The sequence below is a fragment of the Lysobacter sp. M15 genome (assembly GCF_022662515.1).
GTDB lineage: Bacteria > Pseudomonadota > Gammaproteobacteria > Xanthomonadales > Xanthomonadaceae > JAKPBU01.
In genome coordinates this window covers 614,724-627,356 of the sequence record NZ_JAKPBV010000011.1, presented here as the reverse complement: position 1 = coordinate 627,356, position 12,633 = coordinate 614,724, and the positions used below count along the sequence as shown (strand labels likewise).

The 12,633-nt window shown below is 68.0% G+C and carries 15 protein-coding genes; 8 read left to right on the top strand and 7 right to left on the bottom strand.

The features are described from left to right. A partial coding sequence (locus MC380_RS11595; RefSeq protein ID WP_242164867.1) for a transposase occupies positions 1–577 on the top strand: 577 nt, incomplete at its 5' end. Between the two features lie 12 nt (positions 578–589). Here the strand turns inward: MC380_RS11595 and MC380_RS11590 are convergent. From MC380_RS11590 to MC380_RS11580, 3 genes are all read right to left on the bottom strand, one after another. Then, the gene (locus tag MC380_RS11590; RefSeq protein WP_242164865.1) at positions 590–1,426 is read right to left on the bottom strand and encodes a restriction endonuclease; all 837 of its coding nucleotides are present in this window, start codon (positions 1,424–1,426) and stop codon (positions 590–592) included. Between the two features lie 190 nt (positions 1,427–1,616). Further along, positions 1,617–2,126, bottom strand: coding sequence for a hypothetical protein (locus MC380_RS11585; protein ID WP_242103087.1), 510 nt, complete (start codon positions 2,124–2,126; stop codon positions 1,617–1,619). A 211-nt stretch (positions 2,127–2,337) separates the two neighbouring features. After that, positions 2,338–3,252: a helix-turn-helix domain-containing GNAT family N-acetyltransferase gene (locus MC380_RS11580; RefSeq protein ID WP_242103088.1), complete on the bottom strand. Its 915-nt coding sequence runs from the start codon at positions 3,250–3,252 to the stop codon at positions 2,338–2,340. 188 nt (positions 3,253–3,440) lie between these two features. On the opposite strand from MC380_RS11580, the gene MC380_RS11575 reads away from it, so the two are divergent. Further along, positions 3,441–3,713, top strand: a complete 273-nt coding sequence (locus MC380_RS11575) for a DUF2277 domain-containing protein (RefSeq protein WP_242164863.1) — start codon at positions 3,441–3,443, stop codon at positions 3,711–3,713. A 63-nt stretch (positions 3,714–3,776) separates the two neighbouring features. Here MC380_RS11575 and MC380_RS11570 read toward each other — a convergent pair whose 3' ends face one another. The 3 genes from MC380_RS11570 to MC380_RS11560 form a co-directional block, all read right to left on the bottom strand. Then, positions 3,777–4,820 (bottom strand): glycoside hydrolase family 5 protein, encoded by a 1,044-nt coding sequence (locus MC380_RS11570; protein ID WP_242164861.1) that lies wholly within the window; start codon positions 4,818–4,820, stop codon positions 3,777–3,779. A gap of 229 nt (positions 4,821–5,049) precedes the next feature. After that, positions 5,050–5,358, bottom strand: coding sequence for a hypothetical protein (locus MC380_RS11565; RefSeq protein WP_242164859.1), 309 nt, complete (start codon positions 5,356–5,358; stop codon positions 5,050–5,052). Further along, on the bottom strand, positions 5,358–5,783 hold the full coding sequence (locus MC380_RS11560) for a phage baseplate assembly protein V (RefSeq protein WP_242164857.1): 426 nt from the start codon (positions 5,781–5,783) through the stop codon (positions 5,358–5,360). The genes MC380_RS11565 and MC380_RS11560 overlap by 1 nt, the downstream gene beginning before the upstream one ends. On the opposite strand from MC380_RS11560, the gene MC380_RS11555 reads away from it, so the two are divergent. The 5 genes from MC380_RS11555 to MC380_RS11535 all read left to right on the top strand — a co-directional run bounded on the left by MC380_RS11555 (position 5,782) and on the right by MC380_RS11535 (position 10,059). Then, on the top strand, positions 5,782–6,102 hold the full coding sequence (locus MC380_RS11555) for a hypothetical protein (RefSeq protein ID WP_242164855.1): 321 nt from the start codon (positions 5,782–5,784) through the stop codon (positions 6,100–6,102). The two genes, MC380_RS11560 and MC380_RS11555, sit on opposite strands and share 2 nt — an antisense overlap. 115 nt (positions 6,103–6,217) lie before the next feature. Then, positions 6,218–7,669 carry an MATE family efflux transporter gene (locus MC380_RS11550; protein ID WP_242164853.1) on the top strand — a complete coding sequence of 484 codons (1,452 nt, stop codon included), beginning with the start codon at positions 6,218–6,220 and terminating at the stop codon, positions 7,667–7,669. Between the two features lie 33 nt (positions 7,670–7,702). Then, the gene (locus tag MC380_RS11545; protein WP_242164851.1) at positions 7,703–8,218 is read left to right on the top strand and encodes a DUF1697 domain-containing protein; all 516 of its coding nucleotides are present in this window, start codon (positions 7,703–7,705) and stop codon (positions 8,216–8,218) included. Positions 8,219–8,350: 132 nt separating this feature from the next. Beyond that, complete coding sequence (locus MC380_RS11540) at positions 8,351–9,247, top strand: hypothetical protein (RefSeq protein ID WP_242164850.1); 897 nt, start codon at positions 8,351–8,353, stop codon at positions 9,245–9,247. Positions 9,248–9,342: 95 nt separating this feature from the next. Then, entirely contained in the window at positions 9,343–10,059 is a 717-nt protein-coding gene (locus MC380_RS11535) for a hypothetical protein (RefSeq protein ID WP_242164848.1), read from the top strand. A 34-nt stretch (positions 10,060–10,093) separates the two neighbouring features. Here the strand turns inward: MC380_RS11535 and MC380_RS11530 are convergent, their stop codons facing one another. Then, entirely contained in the window at positions 10,094–11,560 is a 1,467-nt protein-coding gene (locus MC380_RS11530; RefSeq protein ID WP_242164846.1) for an amidohydrolase family protein, read from the bottom strand. A gap of 161 nt (positions 11,561–11,721) precedes the next feature. On the opposite strand from MC380_RS11530, the gene MC380_RS11525 reads away from it, so the two are divergent. After that, positions 11,722–12,624, top strand: a complete 903-nt coding sequence (locus tag MC380_RS11525; protein WP_242164843.1) for a hypothetical protein — start codon at positions 11,722–11,724, stop codon at positions 12,622–12,624. Positions 12,625–12,633 lie beyond the last annotated feature (9 nt).

Below are 12,633 nucleotides of genomic sequence, written 5' to 3'. Positions count from 1 at the left end.
GCGCGACGCGGCGTCAGCCTCCGGTTGCAGAGTGCACGCGTACGTTTTGATGACCAACCATGTGCATCTCCTGGTCACGCCGGAGGCCATCGGTTCGGTGGCGCGGATGATGCAGGCAGTCGGGCGGCGATATGTGCGATACATCAACGATTCGGCCGGCAGGACCGGGACGCTGTGGGAAGGGCGATACAAGTCCAGCCTGGTGAATAGCGAGCGCTATGTAATGACCTGCTATCGCTACATTGAACTGAACCCGGTGAGGGCGGGTATGGTGACGGAGCCGCAGGCCTACCGCTGGTCCAGCTTCGCTGCCAACGGTACGGGTCGCCATGATGCGACGGTGACGCCGCACGAGGTCTATCTGCGGCTTGGCGTGGATGCAGGGCAGCGATGCGCCCGGTATCGCGAACTGGTGGGTCAGGGCATTCCGCACGAAGATCTGGCGGCGATCCGCCTTTATGTGCAGCGGCAGCGGGCCTTGGGCACATCAAAATTCCAGGCGCAGATCGAGGACCAGTTGAAGCGACGGGCAAGACTCGGACAGCCGGGTCGTCCGCGGAGGGAATTGGTACTCTGATCCCTGTTTTCCTCAATCCAGCGCGGATGTGGCGCGCGTGCCGCGGCAGGCAGGGTAGGCGGAACATCCCCAGAACGCTTCCCCGGTCGACTTGTTGTGGCGCAGGATCATCGTTGCCCGGCAGTGCGGGCACGCCGGTGCCGCTCTGGCCGCTGGAGCCGCTTCGGAGCGATCGGGTTGCGACGGTTCGATGCTCCCGATGCCCCCGTCCTGCTGCACGCTCGAGACCAGTGCCAGCAGCGCCGGCGCGTCGATCAGTTCGATGGGTTTGTCGCTGGCGAAGCGCTCTGCGGCGCGGGTGAAGCCGCCGAGGGCGGCGATGCAGACGGCGTCGGCGCGGTGATGCACCATCAGGCCGTACATCTCGCGCACGACGCGCACATCCACCTGCACGCGGCGCCATCGCTTCACCTGCACCAGCGTCGTGCGCCCGCCCTTGCGCAGGATCAGGTCGATGCCGCCATCGGCGCCGCCCTGGCCGGTTTCTTCCACCGCGTAGCCCTGGCGGCGGAACGCCTCGCCGACCAGCAGTTCGAACTCGCGCCAGTGCGCGCGGTTGAAACTCTCCAGCCCGGTCTGCGCATCCAGCAGCTTGCGTCGCGCGCGGCCGCGCAGGTACGACACCAGGGCCGCGAACCAGCACAGGCCCATCACCAGCCAGGCCAGCGGTGCGAGCATTCCGCCCGAGGCCTGGTCGGCGATCTCCTGGCCGATGCGTCCGTCCGATGCGCCGAAGAACCAGCCGATTCCGTAGCGGATCGCGACGAAGCCGACGACACCGAGCACGATCCCCACCGGCCAGGGCAACGCTGCAACGCTATCGAGCCCGCTTTGCCTGCGTCTTGTCATGCTGTCCCGACATCAGGAAGGGGTCGAACGATATCGCAATCACGCTGCACAGGCATGCGGGCTACCGCTGTGCGGGCCGTCCTTGAAGGCGTTCACCGACTTGAATGCGGGGCAGACTTTTCCGTTCAGGAACTCCCGCAAGGGCGAGGTCACGCTCCACACGTGTCGCGCAAATGCATGCCTGCGAGCATCAGGTACTTTTCACCTCGCCGGCAGTCGAGGGTTCCGACCGGGCCAGCGATGCCGCCGCGTAGCCACTGTCCGCGTCGTAGCGCGCGCGGCTTTCGATACGCAGCTTGCGGTAGGAGTGGTAGGCGAAACCGCCCAGCACGCCAAGCGCGAGCGCGAGCAGGCTCAGCCCGCCGCGCGTCATGAGCATGACGATGAAATAGGCCGAGCCGACGATGGCCGCCATCAGCATGATCCGTTCGTTGCCGCTGGGCATGACGAACGCCGCGTGGCCCCCCTGCGTGCGTGCGGCGATGATGCCCTTGTGGTCGATTGCCTTGTAGGCGTAGAAGCGCCCCCGCGACCCGGGCTGCAGGGCCTCGGCAACACCCGGGGCGACCGCCACCTTGTCCATGCGGCGTTCGGAGCCGTCCGCCAGGCGGAACACGATTTCGGAATAGACCGTGACCTTGCTCGTGGCTCGCTGGACAGCGGCACTCACGACGGTGCCGTCGATGGTTTCGGTCTGCATGCGCTTCTCCCGGATGGGTCGCAGGCCCGATGCGCGCGACTTCCACCTGCCAACGCAGGGGGCCCCGGCGATGGGCCACCGGCAGCGGGATCAACCGTGCAAAAAGAACGAATCGGGGCCTAGGTCACGTTGCAGCTCGCGGATCGGCGCTTGTGGCGATCTGGGTCGAAGACGGGAACCTGCAGCGCACCTGGTGTGCACCGACGCGCCCTTACAGCGCCAGGTCCCAGGTCTGCCCGACCAGCGCCTTGCCGAAGGATTGGTGCGGGGCCTGCGCGGTCAGTTCGAAGCCAGTGGCCTGGTAGATCCGTCGCGCCGCGGTCAGCACGTCATTGGTCCACAGGGTGAGCCGGCGGTAGCCCAGTTCGCGCGCACGGGCGATGCAGGTCTCGACCAGCCGTCGGCCGAGGCCGGTGCCGCGCGCGCCTGGCTCGACGTAGAGCAGGCGCAGCCGGGCGACCCCGGGTTCGTCGCCGGCCATCAGGAAGATCGAACCCACGATCTGGCCGCCGCGTTCGGCGATCCAGGCGTCTTCGCGCGCGGGATCGAACCCGGCCGCGAACTCGCCCAGGATCCTCGCGACCAGCGCTTCGTAGGTCCAGTCCCAGCCGTATTCGTGGGCATACAACACAGCCTGGCGATGGATCACCCAGCCCAGGTCGCCGGGGACCGGCCGACGCAGGCTCACCGGTGCCGGCACGCGCTCGGGCGCGCCGAACGTGTCCTGGATCCGGCGCAGGCTCGAGACCAGGGTCTTGCGCCCGGCTTCGCTCACCGGTTCGAGCAGGCCGGCCATGCGCAGGTGCGAGCCGTGGTCGAGTTCGGTGAAGGCCACCCGGCCGGCCGGGGTCAGGGACAGGGGCTTCTTCTTGGCATGGTTGGCGTCCACCGCGCTGGTCACCAGCCCGCGGGCGGTGAGGGTGCGGACCAGCCGGCTGAGCTGGGCCTTGTCGATCCCCAGGCTGCGGCTGAGGTCTGCGGCGGTCTGCTGGCCCGTGGTGGCCAGCTCGTAGATGACCCGGCCCTCCGGCAGCGAGTAGCCGGTCTCGGGCAGGTGTTCGTCGAGCAGCCCGATCAGGCGCGTGTAGTAGCGGTTGAACCGTCTGACTTCCTGGACGACGTCCATGGCGGGCTCTATGTTGACTTAGTCAACATACTAGCCAGCGGTCGACGGGCCCGCAACGGGGTCGTGACCCACCTCGAAACTCGTCCTCCGGGGCTGATGGTCGAAGGCGTGCAGCCTGGTTCGTCGTCCGGGTATCGTCCCGCTGCCAGACGGCGGGCGTCCCGAACGGCCATTCAACCGGAGGAACCATGTGCAGGAACATCCGCACGCTCTACAACTTCGAACCGCCTGCCTCGCAGGACGAGATCCGTGCATCGGCGCTGCAGTTCGTACGCAAGCTCAGCGGCTTCAATACGCCGTCCAAGGCGAACGAGGCCGCGTTCGAGCGGGCGGTCGACCAGGTCAGCGAGGCGGCCAGAATCCTGATCGATTCGCTCATCACCGTGGTGCCGCCCAAGAATCGCGAAGCCGAGCGTGCGAAGGCGGCCGCGCTCTCGGTCAAACGTTTCGGGCCGCGCTAGCGCTGGCGCGCGGCGCTTGCGCCATCGCCCGCACGGATCGTTGCGGCGCCGCGATCTCCCGCCTTACGGCGGATCCAGATACGGCCGCAATGCAGCCATCTGCGGACGATCGACGCAGGCGGTGGGACAGCCGGTGGGTTGCAGGGTGAAGATGTATTCGCCCCACCACGGGCCGCCCGCCCAGTAGGTCCAGCCGAGCCAGACCTCGGCATTGGCTTCGACATGCGCGAGCATGTCTTCCAGCGCGGCATGGCAGGTGTCGTTGCGGCCGCCGGCGAATTCGCCAAGAAAACCGCGCTTGCCGTGCATGCGCAGCCATTTGGTGAATCCTTCGAGCCGTCGCGAGCCGACGGTCGCGTCGACGCAGGTCTCCGAGGTGCCGGAAGAGTTGCCGTCGAGATACTGGTGCACCTCGAACGCGAAGTTGTTGCCCGGATCCTCGATTTCCAGCATCGCCGTCGCATTGGGGGTTCCATACCAGTCCTGGAACCAGGTCCCCGCCGTGCTCCAGGCATTGCCGGGAACGAGCACGAGATTGTTGGCACCGGCCGCGCGGATCGCGCGGATCGCGGCGTTGGCGTCGTTGCGCCACAGTTCGGTCGGCATGCCATTGGGCTCGTTCATCAGCCCGAAGATGACTTTCTGATTGTCGCGGTAGTGGGTCGCCAGCCGCGCCCACAGATCGGCGAACGCGGCGGCCTCGATCTCCTTGCCGATCACCTCGCCGCGATAGCGCGCGTAGTTATGCGGATCGATCACCACGAAGTGGCCCTGGTCGGTGGCGTGCGCAACGAACGCATCGATGCGGGATAGCTCAGCGGCGTCGAACTCGCCCTGCAGCGCCGGCTGCAGCCGCTCCCAGCGGAACGGGAGCCGGAATACGTTCATGCCGCGTCCGGCGAAGTAATCGACATCGCTGGTTTTTGGATAGGTGTAATCCTTGTGCACGGTGCCCGGCAGGCGCCCGGCGTTGAATTCGGCGCCGGCCAGGTTGACGCCGCGATAGGCAGTCCCCGCCGCCAGCGCATCGCCGGTCGTGATCGTCGTGAGACACCACGCGGCGAAGGCGACGATGAGAACGCGGCCCAGGACGAGGATGGCGGACATCGCGACGGCTCCTGCGGAGGCGCGGCCGCCGCTGTGCCCATATCTTGCCCGCGCGCACTGCTGTCGCGACGGCAAGGCGATGTGGTTTGGTCACAGAAACGCAAATGCCTGCGGCATCACACGACACCGTGCATGGTTCGCAGGCGAAATGCATCACAAACTGGCTGCAGTGCAGCTGGCGGATGGCTTCGTTTCCAATCGCGGAAGTGCGGTGTGGTTCTCGCGACGGTTATCGAACCCGCACGCGTTCACTGACCGCGATCACGCCCGCAGGCAAACCGTTCGGCTCGCATGTGGCATCGAAACCCAAGGCCACGGCCCGGCCCAGGATCCGCACGCGCGCGGCGCCCTCCAGCTGGATCGCAGTGCAGCGTGGTTGCGCCTGCGGCCCAGGGCAGTCCGCCACGACGACGGGATCGCCCACGCACAGCAATGCTGCGCCGTTGGCGTATACGCGGGAGGTGCCTGGGATGGCGCTTGCGGAGGCGCCATGGGCGCATAGCAGCGTGGAGGCGATCGTCACCACGGGCGTGCCCATCAGACGATCTCCAGCGCGCCGTGGTTGATGGAAACGACTGGGCCGCGCAGGCTGACGATCGCACCCTTGGCGTTATCCAGCACGATGCCTTGCGCGTCGATCTGCAGGTTGGCACCGTCGCGGGTGCGCAGCGCGATGGCTTCCGGTGCCTGCATCCCGGGATCGCGCAACGGCGCGGGCACCTGCGCGGAGTCCGTCCAGTACACCCCGCACCAGACCGGATGCGAAAGGTCGCCTGCCTCGAACTCCACCCACACGGCACTGTCGATGGCCGGCAGCGTCGCGCTCGCGCCGGGCGGCAGGCAAGGCAGCGCCCAAGCGGTCGACGCGCCATTCACAGCGGGCACCGCGACGAGCAGGCGCGCCTGTTGCAGCGGGTCCGCGTTGTCACGGACGGTGCCGCGATACTTGCCGTAGTGGGGCATGCTTAACCTCGACAATGGAAAGCGCAGTGCAACCGAAGGGGCGGAGTGCAGGCACGCCGTCGCGCGAGCAGCGCCGCCTTGCCGCTTGAGGGTCTGCGCCCACTTCAACGTGGTCACGCGTGGCTACCGGTCGTCACCGTTGCAGAAGCCCGTACGCGATCGAACGACCCCGCCCCGCATCCTGTTCCCGGAAAGCTCGCTGGCCATCGGCACGGCGGCCGAGTACCGCATCGCCACCCTTGCCGGCCGGAACGCGGGCCTGACCCTCAGCCTGCCGAAGGCGCGCCTGCGCCCGCTGCAACGGCGGCGGCCGGATTGAATCGCGATCAGGGCGCCGTTGTCGAAATTCCTCCGGCCGGCCCGTCGTATCCTCGAACGGCCGGCGCGTGATACGCCGCCGCGACCTCCCGCCACGGCCCGCAGGACGATCCAGCATGAGCCACGAACCGCAGCCTTCGCTATCCGACGATTCCGCCGCCACGATGGCGGCCCCGGCCGGGGGCTACTCGCTCTGGGCCGAACTGCGCAATGCCATCCGCGGCACCGGCGCGGACTACACCCGGATTCCGCTGCGCCGCGCGGTGTTCCTGCTCGCGGTGCCGATGGTGCTCGAGCTGGTGCTGGAGTCCACGTTTGCGGTGGTGGACATCTATTTCGTCGCCAAACTCGGCTCTTCCGCCGTGGCCACCGTGGGGCTGACCGAGAGCTATCTGTTCCTGCTGTATTCGATCGCGATGGGCCTGGCGATGGGCATCACCGCCCTCGTCGCGCGGCGCATCGGCGAAGGCAGGCGCGAGGAAGCCGCCGTCACCGCGGTGCAGGCCCTGTGGATAGCGCTGCTGGCCTCGGTGCCGTTCGCGGTCGCGGGCATCGTCTGGGCGCGCGACCTGCTGGCGCTGATGGGGGCCGACGCCTGGACGCTCGAGCACGGTTCCCGCTACATGCAATGGATGCTCGGCGGCAACGCCGTGATCATGCTGCTGTTCGTGATCAACGCGATCTTCCGTGGCGCGGGCGATGCGGCGATCGCCATGCGCGTGCTGTGGGTGGCCAACGGCCTGAACATCGTGCTGGACCCGATCCTGATCTTCGGCTTCGGTCCGATCCCGGCCATGGGCATCGAAGGCGCGGCCATCGCCACCAACGTCGGGCGCGGCGCCGGCGTGCTGATGCAGCTGTGGATCCTGTTCCGCGGCGGCCAGCACATCCGCGTGCTGACCTCGCAGCTGGTCTGGCGCGGCGCGATCCTCTGGCACATCGTGCGCACCTCGCTGGGCGGCGTGGGCCAGATGATCGTGGCGATGACCTCGTGGATCTTCCTGATGCGGATCCTGGCCAGCATCGGCAGCGAGGCGGTGGCCGGCGCCACCATCGCCATCCGCATCATGATGTTCACCATGATGCCGGCCTGGGGCATGTCCAACGCGGCGGCGACACTGGTCGGGCAGAACCTGGGCGCCGAGCAGCCCGATCGCGCCGAAGCTTCGGTTTGGCGCATCGGCTGGTACAACATGGCCTATCTGGTCGTCGTGTCGGTGCTGTTCTTCCTGCTGCCGGACCGGCTGGTCGGATTGTTCAGCGAAGATCCCGCGGTGGTCGCGGTCGGTGCCCAATGGTTGCGGATCCTGTCGTATTCGTTCTTCGTCTACGGCTGGTGGATGGTGGCGGTGCAGGCCTTCAACGGCGCCGGCGACACGGTCACCCCGACCCGAATCAATCTGGTGTTCTTCTGGCTGATCCAGATCCCGCTGGCCTGGCTGCTCGCCCTGCAGATGGGCTGGGAAGCGACCGGCGTGTTCTGGGCGGTGTTCGTCTCCGAGACTTCGGTGGGCCTGTTCACGCTGTGGCTGTTCTCGCGCGGCGGGTGGAAGACAATGAAGGTGTAGGCGCGCCGCCGCGCCACGTGGACGAAAGAGGACATGAAGGCAACGACCTGGATCGCGCTGCTGCGCGCGGTGAACGTCGGCGGCACCGGCAAGCTGCCGATGGCCGAGCTGCGGGCGCTGTGCGAGGCGGCCGGCTTCGCCGAAGTGCGCACCTACATCGCCAGCGGCAACGTCGTGTTTCGTGCCACCGGCACCGAAGCCTCGGTCAAGGCCGCGCTGGAAACCGCGCTGGCCGGCTGGTTCGGCAGGCCGGTGAGCGTGCTCGTGCGCACCCATGCCGAACTGGCGGCGGTAGTGGCGGCGAACCCGTTCGCGGACGCCGCCGGCAACCGCCTGATGGTCAGCTTCCTCGACGCCGCGCCACCGACGGACGCGCTGGAGCGGGTCACGCACCGGCAGGGCGAGCGGATCGCCCTGGGCCGGCGCGAGATCTACGTCGATTACGGCGACGGCATGCGCGATTCGAAGCTCAAGGTGCCAGCAGCGAAGGCAGGGACCGCGCGCAATCTCAATACGGTGCGGCGGCTGATCGAGATGTCGCGTCCGTAAGCGCACAAGGGCGCCCGACGCCCGATCCCGAAGCGCCTGGATCGTGCGATTCAAGGCTGCCTTGCATAAATTTCGCAGCCGACCCGCAGCGGCCGCGCCTAGGATGTTGCGGCGTTCGACGAGGAGTGCCCGATGCCTGCACGCAATGCGATTGGCCCGTGTCTGCTCGCGGGTCTGCTGGCCTGCCAAGCCGCGCCCGCCGAAGACGCGCCGACCATGGCGGCCCCGGTGCGCTGGACCCCGCCGGCACTGGCGACGGACCAGTACGAATCCTCGCCGACGCTCTCGCCCGACGGCCACGAGCTGTTCTTCTTCCGCGCCGACCGTCAGTTCGACAACTACCGCCTGCTGCATTCGCGTTGCGAGGACGGACGCTGGTCGGCGCCGAAAGAACCCGCATTCGCCGCAGCGCCCGGCGTGCTCGAAACCGATCCGGCCTTCAGCCCCGACGGCCAGCGCCTGTACTACGGCAGCGCGCGCCACAGCGGCGAGGACCTGGACATCTGGAAGGTGGAGCGCGGCGCGGATGGCGCGTGGGGCGCACCGCAGCGGCTGCCCGAGCCGGTGAACTCACCGCACACCGAATTGCTGCCGCGCGAGCAGCCCGATGGCCGCCTGCTGTTCGGATCCGACCGGCGCGGTGGTCCGGGCGGGCGCGATCTGTTCATGGCCACGCCGCTGGCGGACGGGCAGTGGCGGGTCGAGCCGCTGCCTGCGCCGGTCAACAGTCCGGCCGACGAATACGAAGCCGACCTGTCGCGCGACGGCAAGGTCATCGTGGTGGTGGCCAACCGCGGCGAACGCTCGCACCTGTACGTCTACGACCGGGTCGGCGAAGACTGGCGCGAGCGCGGTCAGGTGCCGGCGCGCGCGGACGTGTTCCAGGTGGGACCGCTGCTGTCGCCGGATGGCAAGCGCCTGCTGTTTGCGCAGGCGGAAGGCGAGGACTCGGGGGAGCTGTTCCTGGTCGATCTGCACCCCGGTGCGGATCCGTCGTGGCCGCCAGCGTGCCCCGCGGCAGATCACTGAGTGCGGTGCCCCAGGCGGGTTCCAGGAGCCATGCCCGCTGCTGACCGTTAATGCGCCCTGATGCCGTTCTGGTGTGGAACGCATCGGGGGCTGCCATGACGACCACACCTTACTTCCAGCGCACGCGCATCTGGGGCACCGGCGCATGGCCGTGGGTCCTGCTGCTGCTTGGGGTGGCAGTGTTCGGCTTCTGGAAGCCGTATTTCGGCGCGCTCGGCGCTGCGCAGAAGCTGGCCCATCTGCATGCGGTCTCCATGCTCGCGTGGATCGCGATGCTCATCGCCCAGCCGATGCTGATCCGTGGGCGGCAGCGGGCCTGGCACAGGCGCATCGGCAAGGCCTCCTACCTGGTCGTGCCGATGATCGCGGTCACCGCGCTGGTGCTGGCGCAGCAGCGGATCGCCTCGGCGCCGGTCGCGGCGCTGCCGATGCAGCAGACCATCCTGTACCTGGGCATGTCCGGCGCAACCATCCTGATGGTGGTCTGGGGCCTGGGCATCCGCCACCGCCGCGACGCCGCGCTGCACGCGCGCTACATGGCCGGCACCGCGCTGACCCTGATCGATCCCTCGCTGGCGCGGGTGATGATTTTCTGGGTGCCCTCGGTGCCGCCGCCGTTCTACGTGTGGATCAGCTTCTCGGTGATCTACGCGATCCTCGGCCTGCTGATCTGGCTGGATCGCCATGCGGCGCGCGGGCGCCGCGCCTTCGTCGTGCTGCTCGGGCTGTTCGTCGCCCTGCATGCATCGATCCTGCTGGTCCCGGGCACCCCGACCTGGCAGCGCTTCGCGCAGTGGTACGCCGCGCTGTAGCAGGGGCGACGCGCGCCGACACGATCGTGGGCGCTCAGGCAGCGCCCCAGCCTCGCAGATTCAGGAATTCGCGTCGCGTCTTCGGCCCGTAGGTGGCGAAGCGTGGGTCGGGGGCATTGCGGTAATCCTCGCGCCGCGCGGCGATGGCGTCCTTCGCAAGATGCTTCGAGAGCACATCCTCGGGCACCGGATACAGCTTGAGCGCATTCAGCCCGAACACCTTGGCGCGCATGGCCGGCGTGATCTCCGGGTATTCAAAGCGCTCGCGGAACTCCGGCGAGATCTGGAACGTGCGGAACGCCTGGATCTGGTCCTGTGGACTTCCATACCAGATCGAATCGGTGCCCCACAGCACGTTGTCCTCGCCCAGGCGCGCGAACAGCTTGCCCAGCGCATGCGCGGCCTGGTCGGGATCGCGCATCAGGAAGCGCCAGGTCGAACCGAGCTCGGCGTAGACGTTGCCGCCGCGCCCGATGCCATTTTCCTCAAGCGAGGTCAGCAGCGCATCGATGCCGTCGCTGCGCGCGGGATCGTAAGGCCATTCGCCTTTCTCGGTGACGAATCCGGAGTGGTAGATCAGGAAGTTGACGTCCGGGAAGCGCTTGGCGACGCGCCCGATGTCCACGCAGGTGCTGTGCTCGTAGGACTTCTGGCCGAACGGCAGGCCCTTGTGGATGGCGATGTTGCGGATGCCCAGGCGCCGCGCTTCCTCGATCATGCGCAGGCCGGGCTCGTCGTCCATGAAGAAGCCGCGCCCGTCCGGGCCCCACTGCGTGTAGGTCTTCCACGCGGCGATGTCGAACCGCTCCGCAAGGCGTTGCATGTCCTCGACATCGCCCGGCTGGTTGGGGTTGACCCGGCCATGCAGGTACAGCCGGTGCGTGCCCTCCATCTTCTCCACCACGGCGGCGGTCGCCGCGGCTTCCTCGATGGTGAGCGGCTCGTCCTCGCGGGTGGAAGGCACGAAGCTGAGCACGGTTAGGTCGGTGTCCGAGTCGAGGAAGATGTCCTTGATGAATTCCTCGCTTCCCACGCAGCGCAGGTAGTCGAGCCCCGGCGCGTCGGCCGCCGCGCAGCCGCTCATGTCGACGAAGCCGAGCGGGCGTGCGCCCTCGGGCAGGGCGCGCGTCCATGCGCCGGTCGGGTTCACGAAATGACCCTGCACGTCGAAGATGAATTCGTTGCCGCCGAGCGCCGCGTCCGCGGCCGCGGGTTCCAGCGCCGCCTCCTTCGGTACCTCGTACGACGCCCCGCGCCTGCAGCCGGCGAGAAATGCGGTGTTCATCGCCAGCAGCGTGGTCGCCGCGCCGCAGGAGGAGACGAGGAAATCGCGCCGGGTCTGGCCGACACGGCGCGCGTGCGCGGTCGCGTTCTCCAGCGCCAGCCTGCGCGCATGGTGGTGGACCGGCTCCAGCGGAACGGGAACGAATTCGCCATTGCTCGTGCTGTCGAGCTTGATCGGCAGGCGCAGGCCGTCGGGGTCGTGCCGGATGCGGCGCATGGAATGCTCCTCGCAGCGGAACCGGGCCATCCTAATGGCTTGCGCGCGGATGTTCATGTGCCGGCTGCCTGGATTCCGATTCCGCCCCCGTGTCCTTAGCACGGGGCGCTGACGTATCCTCGCGTCGGTTTCCTCCATGCATGCTCTGCATGCGGACACACATGCTGCCGATCGCCATCCTGCTGGTCCTTGTCGTCGCGCCGATGGCCTACGCCGTCCTGGGCTGGGCGCGCACGCGCGGCCAGCGCGCGCTTGCCGTGCGCCCGCTGCCAGCCTGGAACTGGCGCATGAGCCTGGTCTCGATGCTGCTCTACGTGCTCGCGTTCAATCTGGTGTTCTTCGTGCAGGAACTGTTCCTGGTGCTGCCCAAGGCGCTGGTGCCGGGGCTGCGCCCGACCCTGTTCCACAACAACCACAGCTGGTCCGGCACGCATCCGCTGGCCGAACTGTTCCAGGGCACCGGCGTGCTGGCCACGCTGCTGTTCGGCATCGCATGCGGATGGTGGCTGCGGCGCGAAAACACGGGCGCGGCATGGTGGCGTCTGCTTCTGTTCTGGCTGGCATTCAGCGGCGTGTTCATGGCGCTGCCGCAGCTGGCGACGGGTGCCCTGCTGCCGCAGGGCGACGCCGGACGCGCCATGGCATACCTGGGCATGGGCGAGAGCGCCAGGACGCTGGTGGCGCTGCTCGCGCTGGTCGCGATTCCGCTTTTCGCGCTGTGGCTGTTGAAGCCGCTGCTCGAACTGGCCGGCAATCCGGCCCAGGTCGCCGATTCCGGCGCCCGTCACCGCTATGTGTTCCTGGCGGCGACCTTGCCGGCGCTGCTGGCCATCGGCCTGATCGTGCCGTTCCGGGTGCCGCGGGAATGGATCGAAGTGCTGATCGTTCCGGTGGTCGTCACCGTGGTGGGCGTTGTCTGGCTGCAGGCGGGCGCATGGCGTCAGGCGCGCTCCGTGGTGGGAACCGGGTCGCGGTCGTGGCCGATCGCAGGGCCGCTGGCGGCGGTGCTCGCGCTGCTGGCGCTGTTCCAGCTGGTGCTGCGTCCGGGCATCGCGTTCTTCTGACGCAGCCCG

Coding starts and splice junctions, on each gene's coding strand:
- MC380_RS11590 (WP_242164865.1), bottom strand. CDS start 1,426: ATGACAAGACGCAGGCAAAGCGGGCTCGATAGCGTTGCAGCGTTGCCC.
- MC380_RS11585 (WP_242103087.1), bottom strand. CDS start 2,126: ATGCAGACCGAAACCATCGACGGCACCGTCGTGAGTGCCGCTGTCCAG.
- MC380_RS11580 (WP_242103088.1), bottom strand. CDS start 3,252: ATGGACGTCGTCCAGGAAGTCAGACGGTTCAACCGCTACTACACGCGC.
- MC380_RS11575 (WP_242164863.1), top strand. CDS start 3,441: ATGTGCAGGAACATCCGCACGCTCTACAACTTCGAACCGCCTGCCTCG.
- MC380_RS11570 (WP_242164861.1), bottom strand. CDS start 4,820: ATGTCCGCCATCCTCGTCCTGGGCCGCGTTCTCATCGTCGCCTTCGCC.
- MC380_RS11565 (WP_242164859.1), bottom strand. CDS start 5,358: ATGGGCACGCCCGTGGTGACGATCGCCTCCACGCTGCTATGCGCCCAT.
- MC380_RS11555 (WP_242164855.1), top strand. CDS start 5,782: ATGCTTAACCTCGACAATGGAAAGCGCAGTGCAACCGAAGGGGCGGAG.
- MC380_RS11560 (WP_242164857.1), bottom strand. CDS start 5,783: ATGCCCCACTACGGCAAGTATCGCGGCACCGTCCGTGACAACGCGGAC.
- MC380_RS11550 (WP_242164853.1), top strand. CDS start 6,218: ATGAGCCACGAACCGCAGCCTTCGCTATCCGACGATTCCGCCGCCACG.
- MC380_RS11545 (WP_242164851.1), top strand. CDS start 7,703: ATGAAGGCAACGACCTGGATCGCGCTGCTGCGCGCGGTGAACGTCGGC.
- MC380_RS11540 (WP_242164850.1), top strand. CDS start 8,351: ATGCCTGCACGCAATGCGATTGGCCCGTGTCTGCTCGCGGGTCTGCTG.
- MC380_RS11535 (WP_242164848.1), top strand. CDS start 9,343: ATGACGACCACACCTTACTTCCAGCGCACGCGCATCTGGGGCACCGGC.
- MC380_RS11530 (WP_242164846.1), bottom strand. CDS start 11,560: ATGCGCCGCATCCGGCACGACCCCGACGGCCTGCGCCTGCCGATCAAG.
- MC380_RS11525 (WP_242164843.1), top strand. CDS start 11,722: ATGCTGCCGATCGCCATCCTGCTGGTCCTTGTCGTCGCGCCGATGGCC.